The organism is Planktomarina temperata RCA23 (assembly GCF_000738435.1).
Taxonomy (GTDB): Bacteria; Pseudomonadota; Alphaproteobacteria; order Rhodobacterales; family Rhodobacteraceae; genus Planktomarina; species Planktomarina temperata.
In genome coordinates this window covers 3,003,744-3,029,600 of record NZ_CP003984.1, presented here as the reverse complement: position 1 = coordinate 3,029,600, position 25,857 = coordinate 3,003,744, and the positions used below count along the sequence as shown (strand labels likewise).

The window sequence follows — 25,857 nt, the reverse complement described above, 5'->3', positions numbered from 1 at the left end:
CGACGAATGATCTCAATGTGAAGGAGGCAGAACATGCTATATCGTGAGTCTGGCGATTTCAGCGAAACCTATAAAGCGGACAGTCAAACCTTTCCGATCAAATTTGATCGTTATCGCTATTATGCGGTTTTGATCGTGGCATTTTTGGTCATTCCCTTGGTAATTAATGATTACTGGGCCAACGCTGTTTTGGTACCTTTTTTGATCTATGCGATTGCCGCGATTGGGCTGAATATCCTTGTGGGTTACTGTGGCCAGGTGTCCTTGGGGACGGGTGGATTTATGGCTGTGGGCGCCTATGCGTGTTATAAGCTCATGACAGCCTTTCCAGAGGTGAGCATCATGATCCATGTGGTGATCTCTGGTGGAATAACCGCGGCGGTGGTCACGGTTTTCGGCCTGCCAAGCCTGCGGATCAAGGGTTTTTATCTGGCGGTGGCCACATTGGCGGCGCAGTTCTTTTTGGTCTGGTTGTTCAACCGGGTGGCCTGGTTCTACAATTATTCGTCTACCGGTCAGATAACAGCGCCTGATAGAACTGTATTAGGTTATTTAGTAACAGGTCCGAATACAGAGGCTTGGTCTAAATACCTGATTTGCCTTGTTTTTTTAACAATTTCTGGGATTATTGCCCGAAACTTAACGCGCGGCTCGATGGGGCGTCGCTGGTCTGCTATTCGTGACATGGACATCGCCGCAGAAATCATTGGTGTTAATCCGTTGACTGCAAAGTTATCAGCCTTCGCGGTATCGGGTTTTTTCATCGGTATTTCTGGCGCATTATTTTTTGCAGTCTATCTTGGAGCTGTGGACGTAGGTGAATCGTTTGGAATTCAGAAGTCGTTCTTAGTTCTTTTTATGGTAATCATTGGTGGGCTTGGATCAATTTTTGGCAGTTTCGCTGGTGCAGCTATGCTGGTTTTATTACCGGTTTTGCTAAAAAATATCTTAGTGGGAGCCCTTGGTTGGGATACTGCACTGGCGGCACATTTAGAGTTCATTATAGTGGGCGCCTTGATCATTGTGTTTTTGATTGCTGAGCCCCATGGATTGGCTCAGCTGTGGCGGGTGGCCAAGGAAAAGTTACGATTGTGGCCTTTCCCACATTAGTGACAGGTTAACTACATGACCGGAACAACCGGTATTTCGGACAAACCAAGGGAGGATTAATCCGATGAAAAGACTAGCAACAGCAACAGTGGCGGCCGTCATGGCCGCGGCCCCAGTTATGGCAGACCTGGTGTTCCCATCTCTGTCCTATCGCACAGGCGCCTATGCTTCTGGAGGCATTCCGTTCGCGGATGGATACGCTGATTATATGACACTTTTAAATGAGCGCGACGGTGGTATTGGCGGCGTCATGACTCGCATATTGGAATGTGAGACTGGCTTTAACACAGAAAAAGGTGTGGAATGCTACGAAGCGACCAAAGGTGAAGGGGCTCTTGTTTACCAACCACTATCTACAGGCATCACTTATCAATTGATACCAAAGGTAACTGCGGATGGGATTCCTTTACACTCTATGGGTTACGGTCGTACGTCTGCTGCAAACGGCAAAGTTTTTAGTAATATATTTAACTACCCTGCAAATTACTGGAATGGCGCATCTCTTGTTGTGAACCATCTGCTGGAATTGAACGGTGGTGACATTAAAGGTAAAAAGCTTACGTTGGTGTATCACAATTCGGCATTTGGCAAAGAACCAATCCGTACTTTGGAAGAATTGTCGAAAAAACATGGTTTTGAGCTTACAACTTTGGCCGTCGATCATCCGGGCCAGGAGCAAAAATCACAGTGGTTGCAAATCCGCCGTGAGCGCCCAGACTATGTGACTATGTGGGGCTGGGGAGTTATGAACCAAGTTGCGATACAAGAGGCAGCTAATATCAGGTTCCCAATGGAAAACTTCATTGGCGTTTGGTGGTCCGGTGCTGAAATTGATGTTTTGCCGGCGGGAGATGCTGCTGACGGCTACAAAGCCATTACTTTTCACAATGTTGGAGATGATTTCCCATTATTTGACGATTTAAAAACTTATGTTGTTGATCGTGGAAAGGCTGCTGGAGCCGGGGATCAATTGGGAACAGTAGTTTATAATCGTGGTCTTTATGCTGCAATGTTGGCAAGCGAAGCAGTACGCGCAGCTCAAAAAATTCATGGTGTTTCCGACATTACACCTGCAATGATGCGTGATGGTATGGAGGCCTTGGAAATTACCGAGGCGCGCATGGTTGAGCTAGGCATGCCAAATTTTGGCCCATCCTTTAAAGTATCCTGTGAAAACCATGGTGGTCCGGGAACTGGAGCTATTGCGCAGTGGGATGCCACTTCCAAGCAGTGGTCACTAATTTCCGACTTCATGGCAACGGATATGTCCGTGATCCAACCTTTGATTGATGCAGATTCTGCGGCCTTTGCTGCGGAAAACAACATCACAGCCGGTTGTAGCTAAGACGAATAAGAGCGCTCTGGCCCCCTCTGGGCCAGAGCATTTCCAATAGGATGAATGCCATGCTTGATGACAGCTCAACGAACGAAACACTGCTCGAAGTCAATAATATCGAAGTGATTTATAATCACGTGATTTTGGTATTGAAGGGCGTGTCTTTAAGTGTGCCAAAAGGCGGGATCACCGCGCTTTTAGGCGGTAATGGCGCGGGTAAAACCACGACATTGAAAGCGATTTCTCAATTGCTTCATTCCGAACGCGGCGAAGTTACAAAAGGAACGATTGCCTATCGCGGCCAATCGGTTTCTGGTTTGAACCCTTCGGATTTGGTGAAACGCGGCGTAATCCAAGTGATGGAAGGACGCCATTGTTTCGAACATTTAACAATCGAAGAAAATCTGCTGACCGGCAGCTATACCCGCACGGATGGCTCGGCCGCGGTCGCGGCGGATTTGGAGAAAGTTTACGCCTATTTCCCAAGGCTGGCCGAAAGACGCAAAAGCCAAGCGGGTTATACCTCTGGTGGTGAGCAACAGATGTGTGCCATTGGGCGCGCTTTGATGTCTCGTCCCGAAACGATTTTGCTGGATGAACCCTCTATGGGTTTGGCGCCGCAATTGGTTGAAGAAATTTTTGGCATTGTGAAAGATCTCAATGAGAAAGAGGGCGTGTCTTTCCTCTTGGCGGAGCAAAATACCAATGTTGCGCTAAGATTCGCCCATTATGGCTATATTTTGGAATCTGGTCGTGTGGTGATGGATGGTCCGGCCGCGGAATTGCGCGAAAATCCGGATGTGAAGGAATTTTATCTCGGTATGTCCGATGAGGGGCGCAAGTCTTTTCGCGACACACGCAGCTATCGCCGCCGCAAAAGATGGCTCAGCTGACCTGTTCATAGATGGAAGCCAAGCAATGACATTTTACGACGCCTTAGAAACCCGCTCTGCGGATGCCCGTGCGGCCTCTTTGGCCGAATGTTTGCCGGCGCTTTTGACCCATGCGCAGGGCCTTGCGGGTTATGAGCATTTGGCACAGTTTGATCTGTCCAGCATTGCCTCTGCTGACGATCTCGCCCGCTTGCCAGTTCTGCGAAAGTCAGAGCTTGGCGCTGCGCAAAAACGCTTGCCACCCTTTGGTGGCTATAGTGGTGGAGAATTCGATTATGCCTTCCAATCGCCAGGGCCGCTTTATGAGCCTGGCCGAAACAGTCATGATTGGTGGCGTTTTGCGCGATTTTTGCATGCCACCGGGTTCGGGCCAGACGATATTGTGCAAAATTGCTTTTCCTATCATCTGACGCCCGCTGGAACGATGTTTGAGAACGGCGCACGGGCCGTGGGCGCTGCCGTTTTGCCGGCCGGGACCGGGCAAACCGAACTACAAGCTCAAGCGGCGCACGATGTGGGGGTCACCGGCTATGCCGGCACGCCAGATTACTTGAAAGTGATTTTGGAAAAGGCCGATGAGATGGGCCTGACGCTCGGTATTGGCAAAGCCGCAGTTGGGGGCGGAGCGCTGTTTCCCTCGTTGCGGCAATGGTATGCAGACCGGGGCATCATTTGCCGCCAATGCTATGCGACCGCGGATCTTGGCAATGTCGCCTATGAAAGCGAGGCAATGGACGGATTGATCCTGGATGAGGGTGTCGTGGTCGAGATCGTCACGCCCGGCACGGGCGATCCTGTCCCCTTTGGTGAGGTGGGCGAGGTCTTGGTCACCACGCTGAACAATGACTACCCATTGGTGCGATTTGCCACCGGAGATCTTTCTGCCTTTATGCCGGGTGAAAGCGCCTGCGGACGGAGCAACCTGCGAATCAAGGGATGGATGGGCCGCGCCGATCAAACCACCAAGATCAAAGGGATGTTCATCCGCCCCGAGCAAGTGGCGGCCTTTGTGGCCAAACACCCCGAAGTCACCCGCGCCCGTGTCATTGCCAGCCGGGATGGTGAGGCGGATGCAATGGCTGTGAAAATCGAAGGTGTGGCTGAGAAAGCCGCTGACTACGCAGCCTCCTTGACAGAGACGTTGAAATTGCGCGGTCAAGTGGAAGTGGTCGCCTCCGGCAGCTTGCCGCGTGATGGCGTCGTGATTGAAGATCAACGCAGCTACGAGTGAGCCTTGGACTTCGGCTATAAAAAAAGCCGCCCCCGGAGGGACGGCCTTTTTAAAAACGCTGTATCAGAGATTAACCCTGACGTGCTTTAAAGCGAGGCTGTGTTTTGTTGATCACATAAACACGGCCCTTACGGCGTACCACACGACAATCGCGGTGGCGGCTCTTAAGCGAGCGAAGCGAGTTTTTGACCTTCATGGCCTTCTCCTTCAAAACCGGGCCGCGGAGTAGCCCAAGTAAACAAAATGGTGGGCACGACTGGGATCGAACCAGTGACCCCTTCGATGTCAACGAAGTGCTCTACCGCTGAGCTACGCGCCCGTTGAACCGATGTTTTCCCCACGCCCCACAAAAAAGGACGCAAAAATCGCGCCGGTAGCGGCCGTATATGCAGCAGGTCGCGAGTCTTCAAGCTGAAATCGCAATTGAGCCGAGAAATTGCTGGGACAATGGCAATTTTGGCGGATTTCATAGGAATTGTTTCCTCAATCTGGGCTCTATGCTATGGTTGCCCCATGCAAGATGCTCCTTTCACCCTTTTTGAGCCTGTCCACCGTAGCAGTTGCGTTGTCTTTGCCACGCCGCATTCGGGGCGCCACTATGCGCCGGAGTTTCTGGCGCAGTCTGTGCTTGATTCGCATGCGATTCGCGCCTCTGAAGATGCTTTTGTCGATCACTTGTTTGAGCCTGCCGTTCAGTTCGGCGCGCCGCTCTTGGTTGCCAATGCCCCGCGGGCTTATGTGGACCTCAACCGTGCCTGCGATGAGCTGGATCCTGCGGTGATTGAGGGTGTTAAAAGCCTGGGCGTCAATGCAAGGATTGCCTCGGGTCTTGGTGTTGTGCCGCGGGTCGTGGCGATTGGGACACCGATTTACCGCGGAAAGATCAGCCTAAAAGAGGCGCAAGAGCGCATCTACCGCATTTGGTGGCCATATCATCATAAGCTGACTGCGCTTTTGGACCAGACTCGCGTGCAGTTTGGTCAAGCCATCTTAATTGACTGTCATTCCATGCCCCATTCCGCCGTCAGTCGCGGCCCGCTTGAGGGCACGGCGCCGCAGATCGTTTTGGGCGACCGTTTTGGGGCGGCTGCCGATGAGACGCTGATGGCGCATATTCATGGCGCTTTTGTGGAGGCTGGATTTCGGGTGGCGCGCAACACGCCCTTTGCCGGCGCGTTTATCAGTCGGCGTTATGGCAAGCCGCAGATGGGGCAACATGCGGTGCAGATCGAAATTGATCGCAGCCTCTATATGGATGAAGCGCGTATCCGGCCAAGCGCTGAGTTCGATGCCGTCCGTCGCCGTCTGGTTGGCGTCATTGCGGATATTGCAAGACTGGGACAATCGGGGCAAGAGCTCGCGGCGCAGTGAAGCCCTAGCGCAAAGACCGTCCCTTCACGATCGCATCTTTGCCGAATTTTGCCCGAATAGTATCTGTCGCCCGTTCGGCCTTGGCGCGGGTGCTTGCCTTGGGGTCCAGAAGATCGCCGGTCAAATCACTTTCCTCCGCACGCACCAAATCGGACAGGCCAACGCCAATCAAGCGATAGGGACCCTGCGGGCCGGACTGGTCAAACAAATCTCGCGCCGTGCGGTAGATCCGATCGGCGATCTGCGTGGCCTCGCGCAAAGATACACGGCGTGACAAAAGGCTGTGATCTTTGCGTTTGAGCTTCAGCGTCACGACACGCCCGGCGAGATCCCGAGCCTTTGCGCGGTCACTGACCTTTTCCGCAAGGCGCCAGATATGTCCGTCGAGCATATCTGAATCTGAGGTATCTTCAAAGAATGTCGTTTCATTTGAGATGCTTTTCACAGGCGCATGGGCCGAGACCTGCCGCCGGTCCTCGCCGCGGGCCAGATGCCACAACCGATCCCCCATGGATCCGAAGCGTGCGGTCAGGTCCTGCCGTTCCCAACGCAAAAGATCGGCAAATGTGCGGATGCCCGCCTTGTCCAATGCGCCCTGTGCCACAGCTCCCACGCCCCAGATCAGGCCGATGGGTTTATCTTTGAGGAACTGATTTGTCTCCGCTTTTCCGATCACCGAGAATCCCCTTGGTTTGTCGAGATCACTGGCCACTTTTGCGAGAAATTTATTATGTGACAGACCGATCGAGCCGGTGAGGCCCAATTCCTCCCTCATGCGTTTCACCAAACGGGCCAACATCACCGCAGGCGGCGCCCCATGCAGCGCTGTGGTGCCGGTCATATCGAGGAAGGCTTCATCCAGAGACAAGGGCTCAATGGCTGGGGTGAGCTCTTGCATCATTTTGCGGATGGCGGCGCTGGCTTTTACATATTCCTCCATGCGCGGCCTCACCACCACGGCTTCTGGGCAAAGTTTTAGCGCCTGAAACATCGGCATCGCAGATTTCACACCCCGCACGCGGGCCACATAGCAAGCCGTGCTCACCACCCCGCGTCGACCGCCGCCAATGATAACGGGTTTGCTGGCCAGCTCTGGATTGTCGCGCTTTTCAACCGAGGCATAGAAGGCGTCGCAATCCATATGGGCGATGGAGAGGGAGAAGAGCTCTGGATGGGCGGCTATGCGTGGCCGCCCACAAGCCGTGCACCGGCGCGGGGCAGTCTCAAAGGTGGTCAAACAATCGCGGCAAAATGCAGGCATGTCTGTAAGCTAACGCGGAAGCGCGGCTGCGTCCACGCGCAAGCCGACTGTCGGCCCGCATCGAAGATTTCATTTTTGCATAACACGCCCTATATAGTCCCTATATAGAACAGACTCATGGGGAGAAAATTTATGGATTTTGAAGCGACTTTAAGCCAATTGGGGCAAAATGGCTTTCTCATCGCCTTGGCGATTATTATTTTGGTCGTCCTCTTCAAAGGTGTGCGCATCGTGCCGCAATCTGAGAAATTTGTGGTCGAACGGTTCGGCCGCCTCAAATCTGTTCTGGGCCCAGGGTTAAACTTCATTGTGCCCTTCCTGGACCGGGTGCGGCATCGGGTTTCGGTTCTTGAGCGGCAGTTGCCAACCAACAGCCAAGACGCAATCACCAGCGATAACGTTCTGGTGAAAGTCGATACCTCGGTTTTCTATCGCATTACCGAACCGGCAAAAACAGTTTACCGAATCCGCGATGTGGACGCGGCGATCTCAACCACTGTAGCCGGGATCGTGCGGGCGGAAATCGGTCAGATGGAGTTGGACGAGGTGCAATCGAACCGCTCTGAGCTGATCAATGCGATCAAGTCGGCGATTGAGGTCGCGGTTGATGACTGGGGCGTTGAGGTGACACGGGCAGAATTGCTGGATGTGAACCTCGATCGGGCCACTCAAGATGCTATGCTGCAACAGCTCAACGCCGAGCGGGCCCGCCGGGCGCAGGTGACTGAGGCAGAAGGATATAAGCGCGCTGTGGAGCTCAACGCCGATGCAGAACTCTATTCTGCCGAGCAAGCGGCCAAAGCGCGCCGTCTGCAAGCGGATGCTGAAGCCTATGCCACGGGTGTTGTTGCACGCGCCATTGCCAAGAATGGCATTGAAGCGGCGCAATACCAGGTGGCGCTCAAGCAGGTTGAAGCGCTAACCGCCTTAGGTGGTGGTGAGGGCAAGCAAACCATCCTGGTGCCCTCCAACGCGATGGATGCTTTTGCAGATGCGTTCAAAATGCTGAAAGGGTCGAAGTGATGCTTCAGACACTTCATGCCACTTGGTGGGCTTGGGCGATTTTGGCCTTGGCCTTGGCCTTTCTTGAAATCATCGTGCCGGCCTTTGTGTTTTTGGGCATGACCATCGGGGCTGCCTGCGTCGCGCTGGTGATGCTTTTGGGAGGCGCTGGCTCTATCGGCGCGCCGGTCTCGGTGCTGATATTCGCCGTGACCTCGCTTGTCGCCACTTTGATCCTGCGCCGGATTTTCTCGCTGCCCAAAGGACAGGTCAAAACCTTTGAGGGTGATATCAACGATTAAGCATTTGGGCGTTCGGCTTGTGGGCTGGCCAGTTCCGCCAAAATAGAAAGCGCTGCATCGCGTGGGGAGGGGGCGGTCCAAATTGGCCGACCCACGACCACATGATCTGCGCCATTGGCAATGGCCTGCGCCGGTGTGGCGATGCGTTTTTGGTCGCCCAAGTCGGCGCCCGTGGGGCGCACACCTGGGGTGACGATCAATTTGCCTTTGGCCTCGGGAAGTGCGCGGATGACAGCGGCCTCTTGCGGGCTGGCAATCACCCCGTCCGCTCCGGCGTCAAAGGCCTTGCCCGCGCGCTCTGCCACCAAATCGGCAATATCTCCGGGCTTGATTAAGGCATCATTGAGATCGGCACGATCCAGTGACGTTAAAATAGTCACGGCCAGGATTTTCAAATCCTTCCCTGCCGCGCCCTCTTTGGCCGCGCGCACCACATAGGGGTCGCCGTGGACGGTTAGGAAATCGAGATCAAATTGCGCGATACCGCGCACCGCATGTTCAACGGTGGCACCGATGTCGAACAATTTCATGTCGAGAAAAATACGCTTGCCCAATTCCGCCTTTAACTCATTGGCCAGCGCCAAACCACCGCCGGTCAGCATACCGAGGCCGATTTTGTAGAAGTTGACCGCATCCCCGAGTTGCTCGGCCATCTTCAAGGCTTCAATGGCATTTGGCATATCCATCGCCACAATTAATTTGTCATCAGCCATGGGGATCTCCAGAGTTTGCGCGTTGGGGGTGAATTATCCATTGTAACCGCGCCTGTCCATGCCAAGGGTCATAAATTGCGATTTATTGCCAAAAATCCCTGTTTATGTGGGCCGATCACTTGTCGAGCCAGTGGACGATGCCCAAATAACGGTTAAGGTCGCATAATGGCTGTGCCGAAGTCGGGCAGCGTAAGATCCGCGACGCTTACTAAGGAGAGAGACGATGAATTTAGACAAATTCACCGAACGGTCGCGCGGTTTCATTCAGGCGGCCCAAACCATTGCACAAAGAGAAGATCACGCGCGCCTTGGGCCGGAGCATTTGCTCAAAGCACTGTTGGACGACAAAGAGGGGTTGGCGAGCAATTTGATCGCGCGATCCGGTGGCGTGCCGCAGCGCGTGCTCGAACATTTGAACCTTACCCTGTCCAAAATTGCCAAGGTTACGGGTGATGCGCAGGTCTATGTCGACGGCACAACTGGCAAGGTTTTAGCTGAGGCGGAAAAACTGGCGCAAAAGGCGGGCGACAGTTTTGTGCCCGTGGAGCGCATTTTGATGGCGCTTTGCATGGTGAAATCCAAAGCGAAGGAGGCACTCGACGCCGGCGCCGTAACGGCGCAAAAGCTCAATGGCGCGATTGAAGACATTCGTCAGGGTCGCACCGCGGATTCGGCCAGCGCCGAAGACAGCTATGAGGCGTTAAAGAAATATGCCCAAGATTTGACCGCGCGGGCGCGGGAAGGGAAGATTGACCCGATCATTGGCCGAGAAGAAGAAATCCGCCGCGCCATGCAGGTCCTATCGCGGCGCACCAAGAATAACCCGGTGTTGATCGGTGAGCCGGGCGTTGGGAAAACGGCGATTGCCGAGGGTATGGCGCTGCGCATTATCAACGGTGATGTGCCCGAAAGCCTGCGCAATAAGCGGCTCTTGGCTTTGGATATGGGCGCCTTGATTGCCGGGGCGAAGTATCGCGGCGAATTTGAAGAGCGTCTCAAGGCGGTGTTGAATGAGGTGACATCTGCGGCGGGCGAAATCCTATTGTTCATCGATGAGATGCACACGCTTGTCGGCGCGGGCAAAGGCGATGGTGCGATGGACGCGGCCAATTTGATCAAACCGGCTCTGGCCCGCGGCGAATTGCACTGCATCGGAGCGACCACGCTGGATGAGTATCGCAAATATGTCGAAAAAGACGCCGCCCTTGCTCGGCGCTTTCAACCGGTCCAGGTCGAAGAGCCAAGCGTCACCGATACCATCTCGATCCTGCGTGGGATCAAGGAGAAATACGAGTTGCACCATGGCGTGCGCATCGCTGATGCGGCGCTTGTGGCGGCGGCAACCCTGTCAAGCCGCTATATCACGGATCGCTTTCTGCCCGACAAGGCCATTGACCTCGTGGATGAGGCGGCCAGTCGCTTGCGGATGCAGGTCGATAGCAAGCCCGAAGAGCTGGACGCGCTGGACCGTGATATCTTGCAAAAACAAATCGAGGTTGAGGCGCTCAAGCTGGAGGATGATGCGGCGTCGAAAACTCGGCTTGTGGCTTTGGAGAAATCTTTGGCCGATCTACAAGAGCGCTCCAGCGAGCTGAACGCCCAATGGCAGGCGGAGCGGGATAAGCTCGCCTCAGCGCGCGAGATCAAAGAGCAGCTGGACCGGGCCCGGGCCGATCTGGACATCGCCAAACGTGAGGGCAATCTCGGCAAAGCCGGTGAGCTGTCCTACGGGGTGATTCCGGGGTTGGAAAAAAGCCTAGCAGAGGCGGAAGCGGCCGAAGGTCATATGGTTGAGGAGGCCGTGCGCCCAGATCAAATCGCCGGTGTGGTCGAGCGCTGGACCGGGATTCCGACCTCGCGGATGCTGGAAGGCGAGCGGGATAAATTGCTGCGCATGGAGGAGGAGCTGCATGCGCGGGTGATTGGTCAATCGGCCGCGGTCAAAGCCGTGTCCAATGCGGTGCGCCGGGCGCGGGCTGGGCTCAATGATGAAAGCCGACCTCTGGGGAGCTTTCTCTTTTTGGGCCCAACCGGCGTGGGTAAGACCGAATTGACCAAGGCGGTGGCGAATTTCTTGTTCGATGACGACGCTGCGATGGTTCGGATTGATATGTCAGAATTCATGGAAAAACATAGTGTGTCGCGGTTGATCGGCGCGCCTCCAGGCTATGTTGGCTATGATGAGGGGGGCGTTTTGACCGAAGCTGTGCGCCGCCGGCCCTATCAAGTGGTTTTGTTTGATGAGGTGGAGAAGGCCCATCCGGATGTGTTCAATATTCTGTTGCAGGTTTTGGACGATGGTGTGCTCACCGACAGCCAGGGCCGAACCGTGGACTTTAAGCAAACTTTAATCGTACTCACCTCAAATCTTGGGGCGCAGGTGCTCAGCGAGCTACCCGAAGGGATGGAATCTTCTGAGGCGCGGAGCGAAGTTATGGAGGCTGTGCGGGGGCATTTCCGCCCGGAATTCCTCAACCGTTTGGACGAGACCATCATCTTTGATCGTCTGAACCGGCAGGACATGGACGGTATTGTGGATATCCAATTGGGACTTTTGCAGAGCCGTCTGGCACCGCGGGAGATCAGCTTGGAACTTGATGCCTCCGCCAAAACTTGGTTGGCCGATGAAGGGTATGATCCGGTCTTTGGTGCGCGTCCGTTGAAGCGGGTGATCCAATCGGCGTTGCAAAACCAATTGGCCGAGATGCTTTTGGCCGGTGAAGTCTCAGATGGTGACATTGTGCCCGTCACGGCGGGCAGTGAGGGCTTGATCGTTGGAGATAGGGTGAGCGGTTCCAACCGATTGCCACCCAAAGACGCGGTCGTGCATTAAGCTCTCGAACACCAGCGCCCCCGTGCAATCGCGTGGGGGCGCTTTATTTCACAAGGAACACTATATGCGACAGCTTGAACGCCTGCCTAAGATGGTAATTTTTGATTGTGACGGCGTCGTGGTAGATAGTGAACCTCTGACACTGCAACTGATCCGTAAAGATCTGGCCGCAAGAGGCTTGCCGCTTGAGTTGCCGAAAGTCACCGATCTGTTCGTGGGTGGAACCATTGCCGGGGCCGGTGCCCAAGCGCGGGCCATGGGCGCGGATATTCCAGCAGATTGGGTCGATCAAATCTATGACAAAGTGTTTGCTGTTTTGGCCCGCAGTGTCGCGCCTATCCCGGGCATTGCAGCGGTGTTGGATCGTTTGGATCATCAGGACATTCCCTATGCGATTGGCTCAAACGGGCCGCATCGCAAGATGGAAATTACCTTGGCGCGCTGCGGCTTGGCGGCGCGCTTTGCGGGGCGGATCTATTCGCGCGAAGATGTCGCCGCGCCCAAACCTGCTCCGGATGTTTATCTATTGGCTGCCAGCCAAGCGGGTGTGGCGCGGCAAGACTGTGTGGTGGTTGAAGACAGCGCCACCGGAGCACAGGCCGCCGTGGCTGCGGGCATGGCCGTTTTGGGATTTACGCGCGACACTCCGCGCGCCAAATTTGAAGGTCTTACGGATCTCGTGTTTGACGATATGGCGCAGCTGCCTGCGCTACTTGGTTTGCCCGCGGAGTGACGGCAGACCAATACCCGTGCTTTCAAATCCCCCATCGACCGAGATATTTTGCCCGGTCACAAAGCTGGCCTCATCTGAGCATAGAAAGGCGATGACCTGCCCGATTTCCGCTTCGCTACCATAGCGACCCAGTGGAATGGCGTCGTGATAGGCATCGATGATGTCTTGGGTATGGACGGCCATGGCCAGTTTGGTGCGCACCGGGCCGGGCGCCACAGAATTGACCCGAATGCCATATTCGCCAAGCTCTGCCGCATATTGCTGTGTCATATGAATGATTGCAGCTTTTGACGTTCCATAGGCCACCCGCAGGGTCGAGGCGCGCAGACCAGAGATTGAGGCGATATTGACCACTGCGCCGCGACTGGCCTTGAGGGCTGGAGTGGCCGCTTGGGTGCACAGAAACGCCCCGTCCAGATTGGTTTCCATGACCCGCCGCCAGCGCGCGAAGGTGGTTTGCTCAATCGGGCCAAAATCGGCAACCCCAGCGTTATTGACCAAAGCGTCAATCTGCCCACGCGCGGCCAGCGTCGCTGCGATCATACTGTCCACTTGGTCTGGATCTGAAATATCATGCACCGCCGCGGTCACCGCTTGGCGCTCAAATGCTCTCGCCGTCAACTCTTCTGCGTCTCTGTCCACCATGACCACATGCCATCCCTGCGCGCAGAGTATATCCGTTGTGGCAAGTCCAATGCCGCGCGCCGCGCCGGTAATGAGTGCAGTTTTCATATCATTCTCCTTTTGCCTGACTGTGCCGCTGGGTCGCAGCAGAGGCAAGTGCTCAAAATGTTTCAGGCACCTAGCGAAGCTGTGATGTGACTTGTAGTGGACAGAAGCGGCTTTTGGGCTATGTTTTCCTCAAGAGAAAGGATCTCACCATGGCACATCGCTGGACCAATACGCTGACACGCGCGGATGTCACTCCGGAGCCGCTTTGGCTCAATCGCAGGCAAGTTATCGCAGGCGCCTTGGGGGCAGGGGCTATGGCTTCGATCGCCAGCCCGGCTCTGGCGGAAACCTTAGAGCCCAACACTTGGGAGCATATCACCAGCTATAACAATTTCTATGAATTTGGCACCGATAAGGAAGATCCTGCCGCCAACGCCCACCGGTTGAACACCTCTGGTTGGGAGATTGAAGTAGATGGTTTGGTCGATGCGCCTGGGCGCTATTCGCTGACCTCGCTGCTTGAGGGGTTAAGTGAAGAGGAGCGTATCTATCGGTTCCGATGCGTTGAAGCCTGGTCGATGGTCGTGCCTTGGAATGGGGTGGAGCTGAAAGACATTCTCGATAAGGTCGGCGTACAGTCGGGGGCCAAATATGTTGCCTTTGAGACTGCCAACCGTCCCGATGAAATGCCAGGTCTGCGCTATCCTGTCCTGGATTGGCCCTATCGCGAGGGGTTGCGGCTTGATGAGGCGCTGCATCCTTTGACCCTGATGGCGACGGGAATTTACGGCAAGCCCATCCCAAATCAGAATGGCGCGCCGATCCGATTGGTGGTGCCTTGGAAATACGGATTTAAATCGATCAAATCCATCGTGCGGATCACGTTGACGGACCAAGAGCCTGCCACGAGCTGGAATATGGCCAATGCCCGCGAATACGGCTTTTACAGCAATGTGAATCCAACGGTGAGCCATCCACGCTGGTCGCAAGCCTCAGAGCGCAAGATTGGCGGTGGCCTGTTTAATCGTCGGCAACCAACATTGATGTTCAACGGGTATGAGGCTGAAGTTGCAGATCTCTACAAGGGTATGGATCTCACGACGTATTTTTAGCGTCTCGCCAGCGCGGCGCAGGGTGTTTGCATGGGGCAGCCATTCGGCTATTGTGGCATCTATTAAATGAAAATGGATTGCCATAATGCTTATACAATGGATCAACACGGGTCTGCGCAAAATTCCGACCTGGGTTCTGTACCTCATTCTCCCTATTCCGGGCCTCTTGGTCATTGCGGCGGGCTTGACCGATAACCTTGGACCAGAACCTATTAATGAACTGGAAGAGGAGCTGGGCGAATTTGCCCTCAAGCTCTTAATTCTGGGTCTCGCCATTTCACCGCTGTTGCATTTCACTCGGATCAATCTGGTGCGATTCCGCAGAGCCATCGGGGTGATGGCTTTTGCCTATGTCACGGCGCATTTCTTGGTCTGGTTCGTACTTGATCTGCAAGGCCTCAACCAAATCTGGACTGAGATTGTCAAACGCCCCTATGTGACCGTAGGGTTCGCAGGCTTTGTCGCGATGATCCCCTTGGCGATCACGTCCAATGATCTTTCGGTCCGGCGCCTGGGACGCTTCTGGCGTATTCTGCATCGCCTGATCTATCTGGTGGCTATTTTGGCTGGGCTGCATTTCATCATGCTGTCTAAAGGCTTTGATGTGGAAGCGCTGGCCCATATGGTCGTGATCCTGGCGTTTTTGGCCCTCCGTGTGAGCAAATGGCGTCGTGGATTGCAGTCAGGCCTTCAGGGGCTGCGGAAAAAGCTCATCGGATGAGGGCACCTCGGCCGGTTTGCAGGTGAGTCTTTGGCGGCTGGCATGTTTGCGCTGCCAAGATTCCCACGAATTCTTGTTTTTTGGCCTGTCCGCATGTGTTTTGAATGCCTCACCGGCAGGCAGCAGTCATTGAAAGTCAAATTATGGCACTGTTTTTAATCGTTTAAAAACTTAATTCAAAAAATTAGACATTTCTGCAAAAAAGCTCTTGCGGCTTTTGATCAGTAACCTTAGAAGCCCTCTATCAGCAACGCAGAGACGCCGCGCTGGTCAGACACAGAAAGATAAAACGATCATTTTGCGCATATTGTTATTGCGTAATTTGGCTTTTTTTGTGTCACGTTATTTGAAATTTTGGTATCTGAAGAGATATGTGGGCGGTTTGGTTCATTCGATGAACAAACAACTGCATATCGACTTACTAGGGCTACCTCTTTTGAGGGTGTCCGATGATGTAAGGTCAGCTTCACTGTTTGTTAGGTTTTTGTTTCTTTTGAAACTGAAGCACAATGAACAGAAATGATGTCCCGCCTGAACAGCGGGACGATGTGCAGAGGTTCGAACGTCAAGGTTATACAGGTAACTGTATTTCAACTTGAGAGTTTGATCCTGGCTCAGAACGAACGCTGGCGGCAGGCCTAATACATGCAAGTCGAGCGCGCCCTTCGGGGTGAGCGGCGGACGGGTGAGTAACGCGTGGGAATATGCCCTTCTCTAAGGAATAGCCTCTGGAAACGGAGAGTAATACCTTATACGCCCTTTGGGGGAAAGATTTATCGGAGAAGGATTAGCCCGCGTTAGATTAGGTAGTTGGTGGGGTAATGGCCTACCAAGCCTACGATCTATAGCTGGTTTGAGAGGATGATCAGCCACACTGGGACTGAGACACGGCCCAGACTCCTACGGGAGGCAGCAGTAGGGAATCTTAGACAATGGGGGCAACCCTGATCTAGCCATGCCGCGTGTGTGATGAAGGCCCTAGGGTCGTAAAGCACTTTCGCCAGAGATGATAATGACAGTATCTGGTAAAGAAACCCCGGCTAACTCCGTGCCAGCAGCCGCGGTAATACGGAGGGGGTTAGCGTTGTTCGGAATTACTGGGCGTAAAGCGCACGTAGGCGGATTAGTAAGTTAGAGGTGAAATCCCAGGGCTCAACCCTGGAACTGCCTTTAATACTGCTAGTCTTGAGTTCGAGAGAGGTAAGTGGAATTCCGAGTGTAGAGGTGAAATTCGTAGATATTCGGAGGAACACCAGTGGCGAAGGCGGCTTACTGGCTCGATACTGACGCTGAGGTGCGAAAGTGTGGGGAGCAAACAGGATTAGATACCCTGGTAGTCCACACCGTAAACGATGAATGCCAGACGTCAGCAAGTATACTTGTTGGTGTCACACCTAACGGATTAAGCATTCCGCCTGGGGAGTACGGTCGCAAGATTAAAACTCAAAGGAATTGACGGGGGCCCGCACAAGCGGTGGAGCATGTGGTTTAATTCGAAGCAACGCGCAGAACCTTACCAACCCTTGACATCCTGTGCTACTACCAGAGATGGTACGTTCCCTTCGGGGACGCAGTGACAGGTGCTGCATGGCTGTCGTCAGCTCGTGTCGTGAGATGTTCGGTTAAGTCCGGCAACGAGCGCAACCCACATCTTTAGTTGCCAGCAGGTTAAGCTGGGCACTCTAGAGAAACTGCCCGTGATAAGCGGGAGGAAGGTGTGGATGACGTCAAGTCCTCATGGCCCTTACGGGTTGGGCTACACACGTGCTACAATGGCAGTGACAATGGGTTAATCCCCAAAAGCTGTCTCAGTTCGGATTGGGGTCTGCAACTCGACCCCATGAAGTCGGAATCGCTAGTAATCGCGTAACAGCATGACGCGGTGAATACGTTCCCGGGCCTTGTACACACCGCCCGTCACACCATGGGAGTTGGTTCTACCCGACGACGCTGCGCTAACCCTTCGGGGGGGCAGGCGGCCACGGTAGGATCAGCGACTGGGGTGAAGTCGTAACAAGGTAGCCGTAGGGGAACCTGCGGCTGGATCACCTCCTTTCTAAGGATGATCTTAGCAGCAAGACTTCGGTCTTACTCGTAGATCACTTAGCATGATATGTCCTTTGCATATCAAAACATCAGTTCATCTTTTGATGGACTTGGGCCGAGCCGTCCTCATATCTCTTCAGAATTGCGAGCCTTAGGCTTGTATAAACCGCCTGATTGGACCACCACCGGCCCTTTCGGCAGACTTGCTTTGCAAGTCACCTGTCGGGCGTTGTCGATCTTGTTATTCAAGATCCACTGGGTCGGTAGCTCAGGTGGTTAGAGCGCACGCCTGATAAGCGTGAGGTCGGAGGTTCAAGTCCTCCTCGACCCACCATAGATTACACACCCTTAAATGGGGCGTTAGCTCAGCTGGGAGAGCACCTGCTTTGCAAGCAGGGGGTCATCGGTTCGATCCCGATACGCTCCACCAAGGATTTAAGTTTGAAAGTTAAGCAACTTTTGTTGTTTTGCTGTCCAACTTGGACATTGTTCAGTCTTCGGACTGACTTGACATCGTAAAGAGAGATACAAACATCAGAATTACTGATGCACCGCGTAAGGTGTATCGTGATGTTGTTTGGCATCGTGTGAGAGGGGTAGGAGCAATCTTATCTTTTGATTGGGGTGTCATATATAGCAACAGTTCACAAAGTAATTTTGTTCCAAGTTAAGTACAATTATACCTGAGTAAAGCCGCAAGGTTTTGCTCATCGTCGCTGCTCTATCCGGGCAGTGGCGGCACGCATGTTGCCCCCTCTTTGAACCAGCGGGGGCCCATGGGAATAATTTTGTATGACTTTTGGTTCAGAATTTAGTCATCTTCGGATGATGTTGGCAGGACACGCAAAAGGCCTGTCTTCTTCTGGATCAAATCAAGCGCGAAAAGGGCGTTTGGTGAATGCCTTGGCAGTAAGAGGCGATGAAGGACGTGATACTCTGCGATAAGTTATGGGGAGCTGAGAATAAGCTTTGATCCATAAATTTCCGAATGGGGCAACCCACCTGATACTTTGTTATTAATACTACTTATTGTAGTGCCGTTTAAGGGTTCGCCCTTGGGTAGCGTTGCATGCGGTGGGGCATAATAATAGGGTAAACCAGGTATTTATAACTTGAATACATAGGGTTATAAAAGCAAACCCGGGGAACTGAAACATCTAAGTACCCGGAGGAAAGGACATCAATTAGATACTCCCCTAGTAGCGGCGAGCGAACGGGGACCAGCCGAGCCATGAGTGTGACTAGAATGTGTTGGAAAGCACAACCAAAGTGGGTGACAGTCCCGTATAGGAAGCATGATTGGACGTATTAAGTAGGGCGGGACACGTGAAATCCTGTTCGAAGATCGGAGGACCACCTCCGAAGGCTAAGTACTCCTTACTGACCGATAGTGAACCAGTACCGTGAGGGAAAGGTGAAAAGCACCCCGACGAGGGGAGTGAAACAGTTTCTGAAACCGGACGCCTACAATCAGTTGGAGGGCCCTTGCGGCCTGACAGCGTACCTTTTGTATAATGGGTCATCGACTTAGTGTATCTAGCAAGCTTAAGCCGTTAGGTGTAGGCGCAGCGAAAGCGAGTCTTAATAGGGCGATTGAGTTAGATGCATTAGACCCGAAACCGAGTGATCTAGGCATGACCAGGTTGAAGGTTGGGTAACACCAACTGGAGGACCGAACCCACATCTGTTGAAAAAGATCGGGATGAGTTGTGCCTAGGGGTGAAAGGCCAATCAAACTCGGAGATAGCTGGTTCTCCGCGAAATCTATTTAGGTAGAGCGTCATCCGAATACCCCGGGGGGTAGAGCACTGGATGGGTAATGGGGCCCCACAGGCTTACTGATCCTAACCAAACTCCGAATACCCGGGAGTAATAGATGGCAGACACACTGCGGGTGCTAACGCCCGTAGTGAAAAGGGAAACAACCCTGACCGACAGTTAAGGCCCCTAATTCATGGCTAAGTGGGAAAGCAGGTGGGACGACCAAAACAACCAGGAAGTTGGCTTAGAAGCAGCCATCTTTTAAAGATAGCGTAACAGCTCACTGGTCTAATTAAGTTGTCCTGCGGCGAAGATGTAACGGGGCTCAAGCCATGAGCCGAAACTTCGGATGCATTTAATGCATGGTAGCGGAGCGTAGTGTGACATAGTTCCATGCGTCCTTCGTTTTATAGCGGACTGCCCAGGCTTTCGAGCCTGTGTGGAGGCGCGTAAAATACTGGACGCAAGGAGCTTTCTGTGAAGCCGGCCTGTGAGGGATCCGGTGGAGAGATCACTAGTGAGAATGATGACATGAGTAACGACAAAGGGGGTGAGAGACCCCCTCGCCGAAAATCCAAGGGTTCCTGCTTAAAGCTAATCTGAGCAGGGTAAGCCGGCCCCTAAGCCGAGGGCGAAAGCCGTAGGCGATGGGAACCAGGTTAATATTCCTGGGCCAGGAGGAAGTGACGGATCACAAAGATTGTTGGATCAGGCGTAGTTGCCCCAGCAGTTCAGTGGTTCCTGGAAATAGCCCTCCATCAGACCGTACCCTAAACCGACACAGGTGGATAGGTAGAGTATACCAAGGCGCTTGAGAGAACTATGTTGAAGGAACTCGGCAAAATACCTCCGTAAGTTCGCGAGAAGGAGGCCCGGTTTCTAGGCAACTGGAAGCTGGGGGCACAAACCAGGGGGTGGCGACTGTTTACTAAAAACACAGGGCTCTGCGAAGTCGCAAGACGACGTATAGGGTCTGACGCCTGCCCGGTGCCTGAAGGTTAAAAGGAGGGGTGAGAGCTCCGAATTGAAGCCCAGGTAAACGGCGGCCGTAACTATAACGGTCCTAAGGTAGCGAAATTCCTTGTCGGGTAAGTTCCGACCTGCACGAATGGCGTAACGACTTCCCCGCTGTCTCCAACATAGACTCAGTGAAATTGAATTGCCTGTCAAGATGCAGGCTTCCCGCGGTTAGACGGAAAGACCCCGTGCACCTTTACTACAACTTTACACTGATAACAGGCACAACATGTGCAGAATAGGTGGTAGGCTTTGAAGCAGAAACGCCAGTTTTTGTGGAGCCTCCTTTGAGATACCACCCTTGTTTTGCTTGTTATCTAACTGCGGTCCGTTATCCGGATCCAGGACCCTGTATGGTGGGTAGTTTGACTGGGGCGGTCGCCTCCTAAAGCGTAACGGAGGCGCGCGAAGGTTGGCTCAGAGCGGTCGGAAATCGCTCGTTGAGTGCAATGGCAGAAGCCAGCCTGACTGCGAGACTGACAAGTCGAGCAGAGTCGAAAGACGGCCATAGTGATCCGGTGGTCCCGAGTGGAAGGGCCATCGCTCAACGGATAAAAGGTACGCCGGGGATAACAGGCTGATGGTGCCCAAGAGTCCATATCGACGGCACCGTTTGGCACCTCGATGTCGGCTCATCTCATCCTGGGGCTGGAGCAGGTCCCAAGGGTACGGCTGTTCGCCGTTTAAAGAGGTACGTGAGCTGGGTTTAGAACGTCGTGAGACAGTTCGGTCCCTATCTGCCGTGGGTGTAGGATACTTGAGAGGAGTTGCCCCTAGTACGAGAGGACCGGGGTGAACGATCCACTGGTGGACCAGTTGTCGACTACGGCAGTGCTGGGTAGCTATGATCGGACAGGATAACCGCTGAAAGCATCTAAGCGGGAAGCCCCCCTCAAAACAAGGTATCCCTGAGGACCGAGGTAGACCACCTCGTCGATAGGCCAGAGGTGTAAGCGTGGTAACACGTTCAGCTGACTGGTACTAATGGTCCGATAGGCTTGATTTGATCCAGTAGAAGGCAGACACGCCAATACAGATCCAAAAGCCATACACTATTGCCGCGTAATAAACTTAACTTGGAACAACCAGTTTGATTGCAAAACGCAATCTATAATCTATCTTGGTTTGGTGATCATAGCGCCAATGAAACACCCGATCCCATCCCGAACTCGGAAGTTAAGCATGGTCGCGCCGATGGTACTGCAGCTCAAGCTGTGGGAGAGTAGGTCATCGCCAATCCTAGATAGATTAATATCTCTCATACGATAACAATAGATATAAGCTTAAAGTACCCATACCCAGGCGCGAGCAAGTGCTTGCCTTGGAGCTGAAAGACATTAAAACAGCGGCTATGGAGGACATCATGTTTGCACGAATCTACCAGCCCGCCAAGACAGCTATGTCATCAGGGACGGCCAAAACCAAACTTTGGGTGTTGGAATTTGCACATTCGGAAGCCCGCCGTATTGATCCTTTGATGGGTTGGACTTCCAGCGACGATACACAAACCCAGGTTCGTCTGCAGTTTGACACTAAGGATGCGGCTGTGGACTATGCGGAACGTCACGGTATTCAAGCCACGATTGTGGAACCGCAAAAGCGGGCAACAAATATACGTCCTGGCGGTTATGGGGAAAATTTCGCAACAAATCGTCGTGGTGTCTGGACCCATTAGGCTGCCATCTTACCATGTTAAGGAAGCTGCCTCCGGCGCCTTGGTGCCGGACTTAAAAACGTAGAACTAAATAAAATATATATTAAAATTTTATTTATCTCGACTTTTACAGGTGAGATTTCGTTTGGTTTTAGTAATTCTCGTTAGGTGGGCAGTCGAGATTAGGAATTCACTATGGATTCGCCCATTCACGTATACTTTGGTTGTTCAGAGTAATCTCATATTCGGCCTGACCGTACCATTTCTCACACATCGTCACAGTCGGTTGTAGCAGCGTCAAGCTCAAGTATGCTTTGAGTTTCTGACCTGCCCCACCAGGACTTTGCAAAAGATTTTTCTTTTTATGAAGTTGATGCGATATCCTTGATCCACGGCTAGATTGCGCGATTGGCTTGGCCCAGAATCATGGCTGCTAGTCGAGGGAAGGTGTTGATGCTCTACGCGCATCGCCTTGTTCATTTTGTTTGGGCCCCATTCATGTTATCTTCTGGAACACTGGAAGGTATAAGTTTTGTTTTATGGCGTAGCTTACGACTGCAATCAGCGTAGAGTTTCCTCCCCAATTTATCGATCCAGGACAGGTGGGTTGTTCTCATCTAGTTATGGTGCTTTGCGAATTTGGAGAAATGCCTCTGCGGGTTCCAGTGAGCCTGGCGCGGAACAAGATTACATATTGTTGCGCGGGTACTGCAAACCTGCCGCGCTAGAAATCTGATAACAGACTGTTAGAAAAAACTTATTTTGGTGCGATACAATAAACATAGACAGAAAAAAATTAAAAGTTAAGCTGGACTAAGTGCCATGGATGTAAAGGGCTTTTTGAGGATGTTGTCTGATATGTGAACCATATGGTTCGGTTCGGCAAGCTAGGGGTAAGATTTTACGTTGCGGCACCCATAAGGGAGGTAAAAAATGAGAAATATTATTGGAACAGCGGCACTTTGTGCTGCGATGATGGCAGCTGGATCGGCGTATGCATTTGAGTGTAAACGTGGTGAAGCATCTTTTGACAAACCTGGTGGGTTTCCAGAGCGTGCTTTGACAATGATCGTACCATATGGTCCTGCAGGTGGATCAGGGCAGGTAGCTGCTGCGATGGCCGAAGCGGTGACTGAACTGACTGGCATTCCAATCAACCGCGATCACAAACCAGGCGGTTCTGGGACTGTTGGTATGACGGCCTATATGGCGGCGCCAGCAGATGGATATAACGTTTTGGAACACATTGATGACGCGTCCTCTGCGCATGCGTTGGATTCATCAATGCCAAACCCAGCAGATGATTTGATCCCACTGGTGGTTAGCCAGGTGACATTCAGTCAGGTGTATATCCGCACAAATGAAACACGTTTTAGCGATTGGCCATCTTTTGTAGAATGGGTCAAGGCGCAAAACGGCAAAGCAACCATTGCGAACGTATCCAAAGAGGGTTCGATGGAGCGTGTCACAATGGGCTTTATCACCGATGCAAGTGGCATGAAAATTCAGCAGATCTCATTCGACAAGGGTGCCCCACGTTACGGCGCCTTGTTGGGTGGACAAGTGGACGCCCTTTTTGAGCAGCCTGGTGATGTGCGCAACTTCCTTGATGCGGGTCAATTTAAACCAATCCTAACAATCTTTGATGAACGCCCAGCCGCGTTTGCAGATACGCCAACGCACCGAGAAGTGGGTATGGATTTTGATCCATTGCTACGTTTTCGGGGATTCTATGTACATGCAGATGCACCAGTAGATCGCGTCGAATGGCTAAAGTGGGCTTTTCAGCGTGGATATTGTGAAGACAGCTACCAGGCATTCAATGAATCAAAATTCATGACTGTGATTGACAGCTATCGTGATACTAACGGTGCAAAAGATTTGATTGCCCGTTCGATCGAGCAGTATCGCGAAGTGTACAAAGCCATGGGCCTAGACGTGAAATAAACAAAAGATAATAAATATAACATGGCGCCGTTTGGCGCCATGTTTTCTGCTGCGAGCATGGGAATATACTGTGGGACGACTAACACTCAGTAATCTGATCGAAGCCGCGATTTTTTTGTTGATCGCTGGCATTTTTTACGCCTTTTCATTCGAATTCAATCAACCTATCGAAATCTATATCTTTGGGGCCACCGCATGGCCACGAGTTGTGGTTGGATTTTTACTATTGGCGACACTTGGAAATCTTTGGTTCCATTATCGCTATGGCAACGCGACACAGGCAACTTTGGGCCAATCGGAGGATAAGGCAGACTTTAGTGAGGCCGGAACTGTACGCCGCATGATAGCCGTGCTGCTGACGCCGTTAATATTTGCCTATCTGCTCAAACCAATTGGCATTTACTTTAGTGCACCGTTTTTCATTGCCGCAATTATCTGGTTTTTTGGCGAACGTAGATGGAAGGTGATCTTGATCATGACTCTGTTTATTTATTGTGTTTTCATTGGGCTATTCCTAATGATTTTGAACGCTCCATTGCCCCAAGGCAATGTGTCACCCTTTTATGATTTCAGCGCGTGGGTGCTGAAACTGAATGCTAAGTTGCAAGGGATTTAAAGCGCAATGATCGAGAATTTTTTAGCGGGTTCCGCAGCTCTTTTTGGTGATCCCTTCACGATAGGCATCTTCGTCTTTGGCGTCGTGGGCGGCATGTTGTTTGGGGCAATCCCCGGGGTTAGTATGCTGACACTTGCGGCGATTTTGTTGCCCTTTACCGCAAGCCTGGAACCTGCACAGGGCGTTATGTTGTTTGCGGTCATTTACTGTACTGGGACCTATGGCGGTGCGATTACTGCAATTTTGTTCAACATTCCTGGATCCGCCGAAAATGCTCCAACCGCGTTTGATGGCTACCCCATGACGCAAAAAGGCCAATCGGGAAAGGCTGTTGGCGCAGCCGTGTTGTGTTCGGCCATTGGGGGCATTGCATCGGCCCTCGTTATGATGGCCGCAACCGAACCATTAGCAAATTGGGCGATCCGCAACATTGGCCCGCCTGAAATCTTTGCTCTTGTTTTCTTTGGTCTAATCGTCGCCTCATCCGTTGGGGCGCGCACCATTTGGAAAGGCTGGATGTCGGTCCTAATCGGATTGTTGATCGCAACCATTGGTCAAGATCCGGTGGGAGGCATCAACCGTTATAATTTTGGCATGACTGATTTAGCCGCTGGTATTGCGTTTATCCCTGCGATCTTGGGGTTCTTTGCGGTTTCAGAAATCTTTGTTCAGGCTGAGAAGAAGGCCAGCGGTAAATACCAGGCACCCAAAGTCAGCATGACGTTTCCATCTTTTATTGAACTATGGATGCATAAAATCGCTGTGCTGCGATCTATCCTAGTTGGGTTTTTCTGTGGCATCCTGCCGGGCATTGGCGCCACGCTCGCCGCTTTCATGAGTTATGGCGAAGCTGTGCGGTGGTCCAAAAACCCAGAGGAGTTTGGCAAGGGTAAACTAGAAGGGGTTATTTCCGCAGAAACCGCAAACAACGCGGCAACGGGTGCGGCGATGATCCCGCTGTTGGCATTGGGTCTGCCGGGAGGCGCATTAACCGCGATGATGGTTGCGGTGTTCCAAATGCATGATCTGCAACCTGGTCCATTGGTTTTTATGCTGTCACCTGATCTGATTTGGATTGTGTTTGCGGCGATGTTCTACGCCAATTTGTCCATCCTGATCATTGGTGTTTTAGAAACCAAAACTATTTTGAACCTATTGAAAATCCCATTCCAGTTCTTGGCACCGCTTATTTTGATGTTGGCCACAACAGGGGCTTATATCGGACGTGGTTTGGTTTTGGATGTGATGGTAATGTTCCTAGCAGGCATTATTGGGTATCTGCTGCGCCGTTCTGGGTTTTCGATCCCTGCAATTGTACTAGGTTTGATTCTTGGTAAAATTGGCGAACAAAATTTCGCGCAAGGCATGCAGATGGTGCATTACGATTTGGGCACGTATTTTTCTCGTCCAATTTGTGCAATTTTGATCGCTGCAGGTGTAATCACTCTTGCATCAAACATCTACCGCGCGTTTACCTCAATTAAGACAAAGGCATAAGGCTGGGGTAACCTGAAACGGAGTTTATG

The 25,857-nt window shown here is 52.6% G+C and carries 19 protein-coding genes, 3 tRNA genes and 3 rRNA genes; 20 read left to right on the top strand and 5 right to left on the bottom strand.

The features are described from left to right. Positions 1 to 33: 33 nt before the first annotated feature. The 4 genes from RCA23_RS14585 (at position 34) to RCA23_RS14570 (ending at position 4,570) form a co-directional block, all read left to right on the top strand. Entirely contained in the window at positions 34 to 1,110 is a 1,077-nt protein-coding gene (locus tag RCA23_RS14585) for a branched-chain amino acid ABC transporter permease (protein ID WP_044050920.1), read from the top strand. A 64-nt stretch (positions 1,111 to 1,174) separates the two neighbouring features. Then, complete coding sequence (locus tag RCA23_RS14580; RefSeq protein ID WP_044050919.1) at positions 1,175 to 2,455, top strand: ABC transporter substrate-binding protein; 1,281 nt, start codon at positions 1,175 to 1,177, stop codon at positions 2,453 to 2,455. Positions 2,456 to 2,514: 59 nt separating this feature from the next. Beyond that, positions 2,515 to 3,339 (top strand): ATP-binding cassette domain-containing protein, encoded by an 825-nt coding sequence (locus RCA23_RS14575; protein WP_044051630.1) that lies wholly within the window; start codon positions 2,515 to 2,517, stop codon positions 3,337 to 3,339. Between the two features lie 25 nt (positions 3,340 to 3,364). Continuing rightward, positions 3,365 to 4,570, top strand: coding sequence for a phenylacetate--CoA ligase family protein (locus RCA23_RS14570; protein WP_044050918.1), 1,206 nt, complete (start codon positions 3,365 to 3,367; stop codon positions 4,568 to 4,570). Positions 4,571 to 4,640: 70 nt separating this feature from the next. Here RCA23_RS14570 and ykgO read toward each other — a convergent pair whose 3' ends face one another. Next, positions 4,641 to 4,766 carry a type B 50S ribosomal protein L36 gene (gene ykgO / locus RCA23_RS16330; RefSeq protein WP_048864290.1) on the bottom strand — a complete coding sequence of 42 codons (126 nt, stop codon included), beginning with the start codon at positions 4,764 to 4,766 and terminating at the stop codon, positions 4,641 to 4,643. A gap of 48 nt (positions 4,767 to 4,814) precedes the next feature. Continuing rightward, positions 4,815 to 4,889, bottom strand: a tRNA-Val gene (locus RCA23_RS14560). A gap of 194 nt (positions 4,890 to 5,083) precedes the next feature. On the opposite strand from RCA23_RS14560, the gene RCA23_RS14555 reads away from it, so the two are divergent. Then, positions 5,084 to 5,941: an N-formylglutamate amidohydrolase gene (locus RCA23_RS14555; RefSeq protein WP_044051629.1), complete on the top strand. Its 858-nt coding sequence runs from the start codon at positions 5,084 to 5,086 to the stop codon at positions 5,939 to 5,941. Positions 5,942 to 5,945: 4 nt separating this feature from the next. On the opposite strand, the gene RCA23_RS14550 is transcribed toward RCA23_RS14555, so the two are convergent. Further along, complete coding sequence (locus RCA23_RS14550; RefSeq protein WP_044050916.1) at positions 5,946 to 7,202, bottom strand: DNA polymerase IV; 1,257 nt, start codon at positions 7,200 to 7,202, stop codon at positions 5,946 to 5,948. 132 nt (positions 7,203 to 7,334) lie between these two features. Between RCA23_RS14550 and RCA23_RS14545 the strand changes: the two genes are divergently transcribed. Together RCA23_RS14545 and RCA23_RS14540 are read left to right on the top strand one after the other, a co-directional pair. Further along, the gene (locus RCA23_RS14545) at positions 7,335 to 8,225 is read left to right on the top strand and encodes an SPFH domain-containing protein (RefSeq protein ID WP_052377213.1); all 891 of its coding nucleotides are present in this window, start codon (positions 7,335 to 7,337) and stop codon (positions 8,223 to 8,225) included. Continuing rightward, positions 8,225 to 8,506: an NfeD family protein gene (locus tag RCA23_RS14540; protein ID WP_044050915.1), complete on the top strand. Its 282-nt coding sequence runs from the start codon at positions 8,225 to 8,227 to the stop codon at positions 8,504 to 8,506. The genes RCA23_RS14545 and RCA23_RS14540 overlap by 1 nt, the downstream gene beginning before the upstream one ends. Here RCA23_RS14540 and pyrF read toward each other — a convergent pair. Then, positions 8,503 to 9,219, bottom strand: a complete 717-nt coding sequence (pyrF, locus tag RCA23_RS14535; RefSeq protein ID WP_044050914.1) for an orotidine-5'-phosphate decarboxylase — start codon at positions 9,217 to 9,219, stop codon at positions 8,503 to 8,505. The two genes, RCA23_RS14540 and pyrF, sit on opposite strands and share 4 nt — an antisense overlap. A 223-nt stretch (positions 9,220 to 9,442) precedes the next feature. On the opposite strand from pyrF, the gene clpB reads away from it, so the two are divergent. Continuing rightward, the gene (gene clpB / locus RCA23_RS14530) at positions 9,443 to 12,052 is read left to right on the top strand and encodes an ATP-dependent chaperone ClpB (protein ID WP_044050913.1); all 2,610 of its coding nucleotides are present in this window, start codon (positions 9,443 to 9,445) and stop codon (positions 12,050 to 12,052) included. Between the two features lie 64 nt (positions 12,053 to 12,116). Beyond that, positions 12,117 to 12,785, top strand: a complete 669-nt coding sequence (locus tag RCA23_RS14525) for an HAD family hydrolase (protein ID WP_044050912.1) — start codon at positions 12,117 to 12,119, stop codon at positions 12,783 to 12,785. On the opposite strand, the gene RCA23_RS14520 is transcribed toward RCA23_RS14525, so the two are convergent. After that, entirely contained in the window at positions 12,762 to 13,517 is a 756-nt protein-coding gene (locus RCA23_RS14520; protein WP_044050911.1) for an SDR family NAD(P)-dependent oxidoreductase, read from the bottom strand. The genes RCA23_RS14525 and RCA23_RS14520 overlap by 24 nt on opposite strands. 149 nt (positions 13,518 to 13,666) lie before the next feature. On the opposite strand from RCA23_RS14520, the gene msrP reads away from it, so the two are divergent. The 11 genes from msrP to RCA23_RS14465 all read left to right on the top strand — a co-directional run bounded on the left by msrP (position 13,667) and on the right by RCA23_RS14465 (position 25,828). Beyond that, positions 13,667 to 14,569, top strand: a complete 903-nt coding sequence (gene msrP, locus RCA23_RS14515; protein WP_044050910.1) for a protein-methionine-sulfoxide reductase catalytic subunit MsrP — start codon at positions 13,667 to 13,669, stop codon at positions 14,567 to 14,569. 85 nt (positions 14,570 to 14,654) lie between these two features. Continuing rightward, a complete protein-coding gene (gene msrQ / locus RCA23_RS14510) occupies positions 14,655 to 15,290 on the top strand; it encodes a protein-methionine-sulfoxide reductase heme-binding subunit MsrQ (protein WP_052377212.1) in 636 nt (211 codons plus the stop codon). 591 nt (positions 15,291 to 15,881) lie between these two features. Continuing rightward, a 16S ribosomal RNA gene (locus RCA23_RS14505) occupies positions 15,882 to 17,346 on the top strand. Between the two features lie 247 nt (positions 17,347 to 17,593). Further along, a tRNA-Ile gene (locus RCA23_RS14500) sits at positions 17,594 to 17,670 on the top strand. Positions 17,671 to 17,690: 20 nt separating this feature from the next. Then, positions 17,691 to 17,766: transfer RNA gene (locus RCA23_RS14495), tRNA-Ala, on the top strand. 440 nt (positions 17,767 to 18,206) lie between these two features. Further along, positions 18,207 to 21,120 (top strand): 23S ribosomal RNA (locus tag RCA23_RS14490). Between the two features lie 118 nt (positions 21,121 to 21,238). Next, positions 21,239 to 21,353, top strand: a 5S ribosomal RNA gene (gene rrf / locus RCA23_RS14485). The 16S, 23S and 5S rRNA genes sit together here with 2 tRNA genes alongside, the layout of an rRNA operon. A gap of 124 nt (positions 21,354 to 21,477) precedes the next feature. Beyond that, on the top strand, positions 21,478 to 21,789 hold the full coding sequence (locus tag RCA23_RS14480) for an ETC complex I subunit (RefSeq protein WP_044051626.1): 312 nt from the start codon (positions 21,478 to 21,480) through the stop codon (positions 21,787 to 21,789). 912 nt (positions 21,790 to 22,701) lie between these two features. Beyond that, a complete protein-coding gene (locus RCA23_RS14475; protein WP_044050909.1) occupies positions 22,702 to 23,715 on the top strand; it encodes a tripartite tricarboxylate transporter substrate binding protein in 1,014 nt (337 codons plus the stop codon). Between the two features lie 70 nt (positions 23,716 to 23,785). Further along, the gene (locus RCA23_RS14470; RefSeq protein WP_044050908.1) at positions 23,786 to 24,331 is read left to right on the top strand and encodes a tripartite tricarboxylate transporter TctB family protein; all 546 of its coding nucleotides are present in this window, start codon (positions 23,786 to 23,788) and stop codon (positions 24,329 to 24,331) included. A gap of 6 nt (positions 24,332 to 24,337) precedes the next feature. Then, entirely contained in the window at positions 24,338 to 25,828 is a 1,491-nt protein-coding gene (locus tag RCA23_RS14465) for a tripartite tricarboxylate transporter permease (protein ID WP_044050907.1), read from the top strand. Positions 25,829 to 25,857 lie beyond the last annotated feature (29 nt).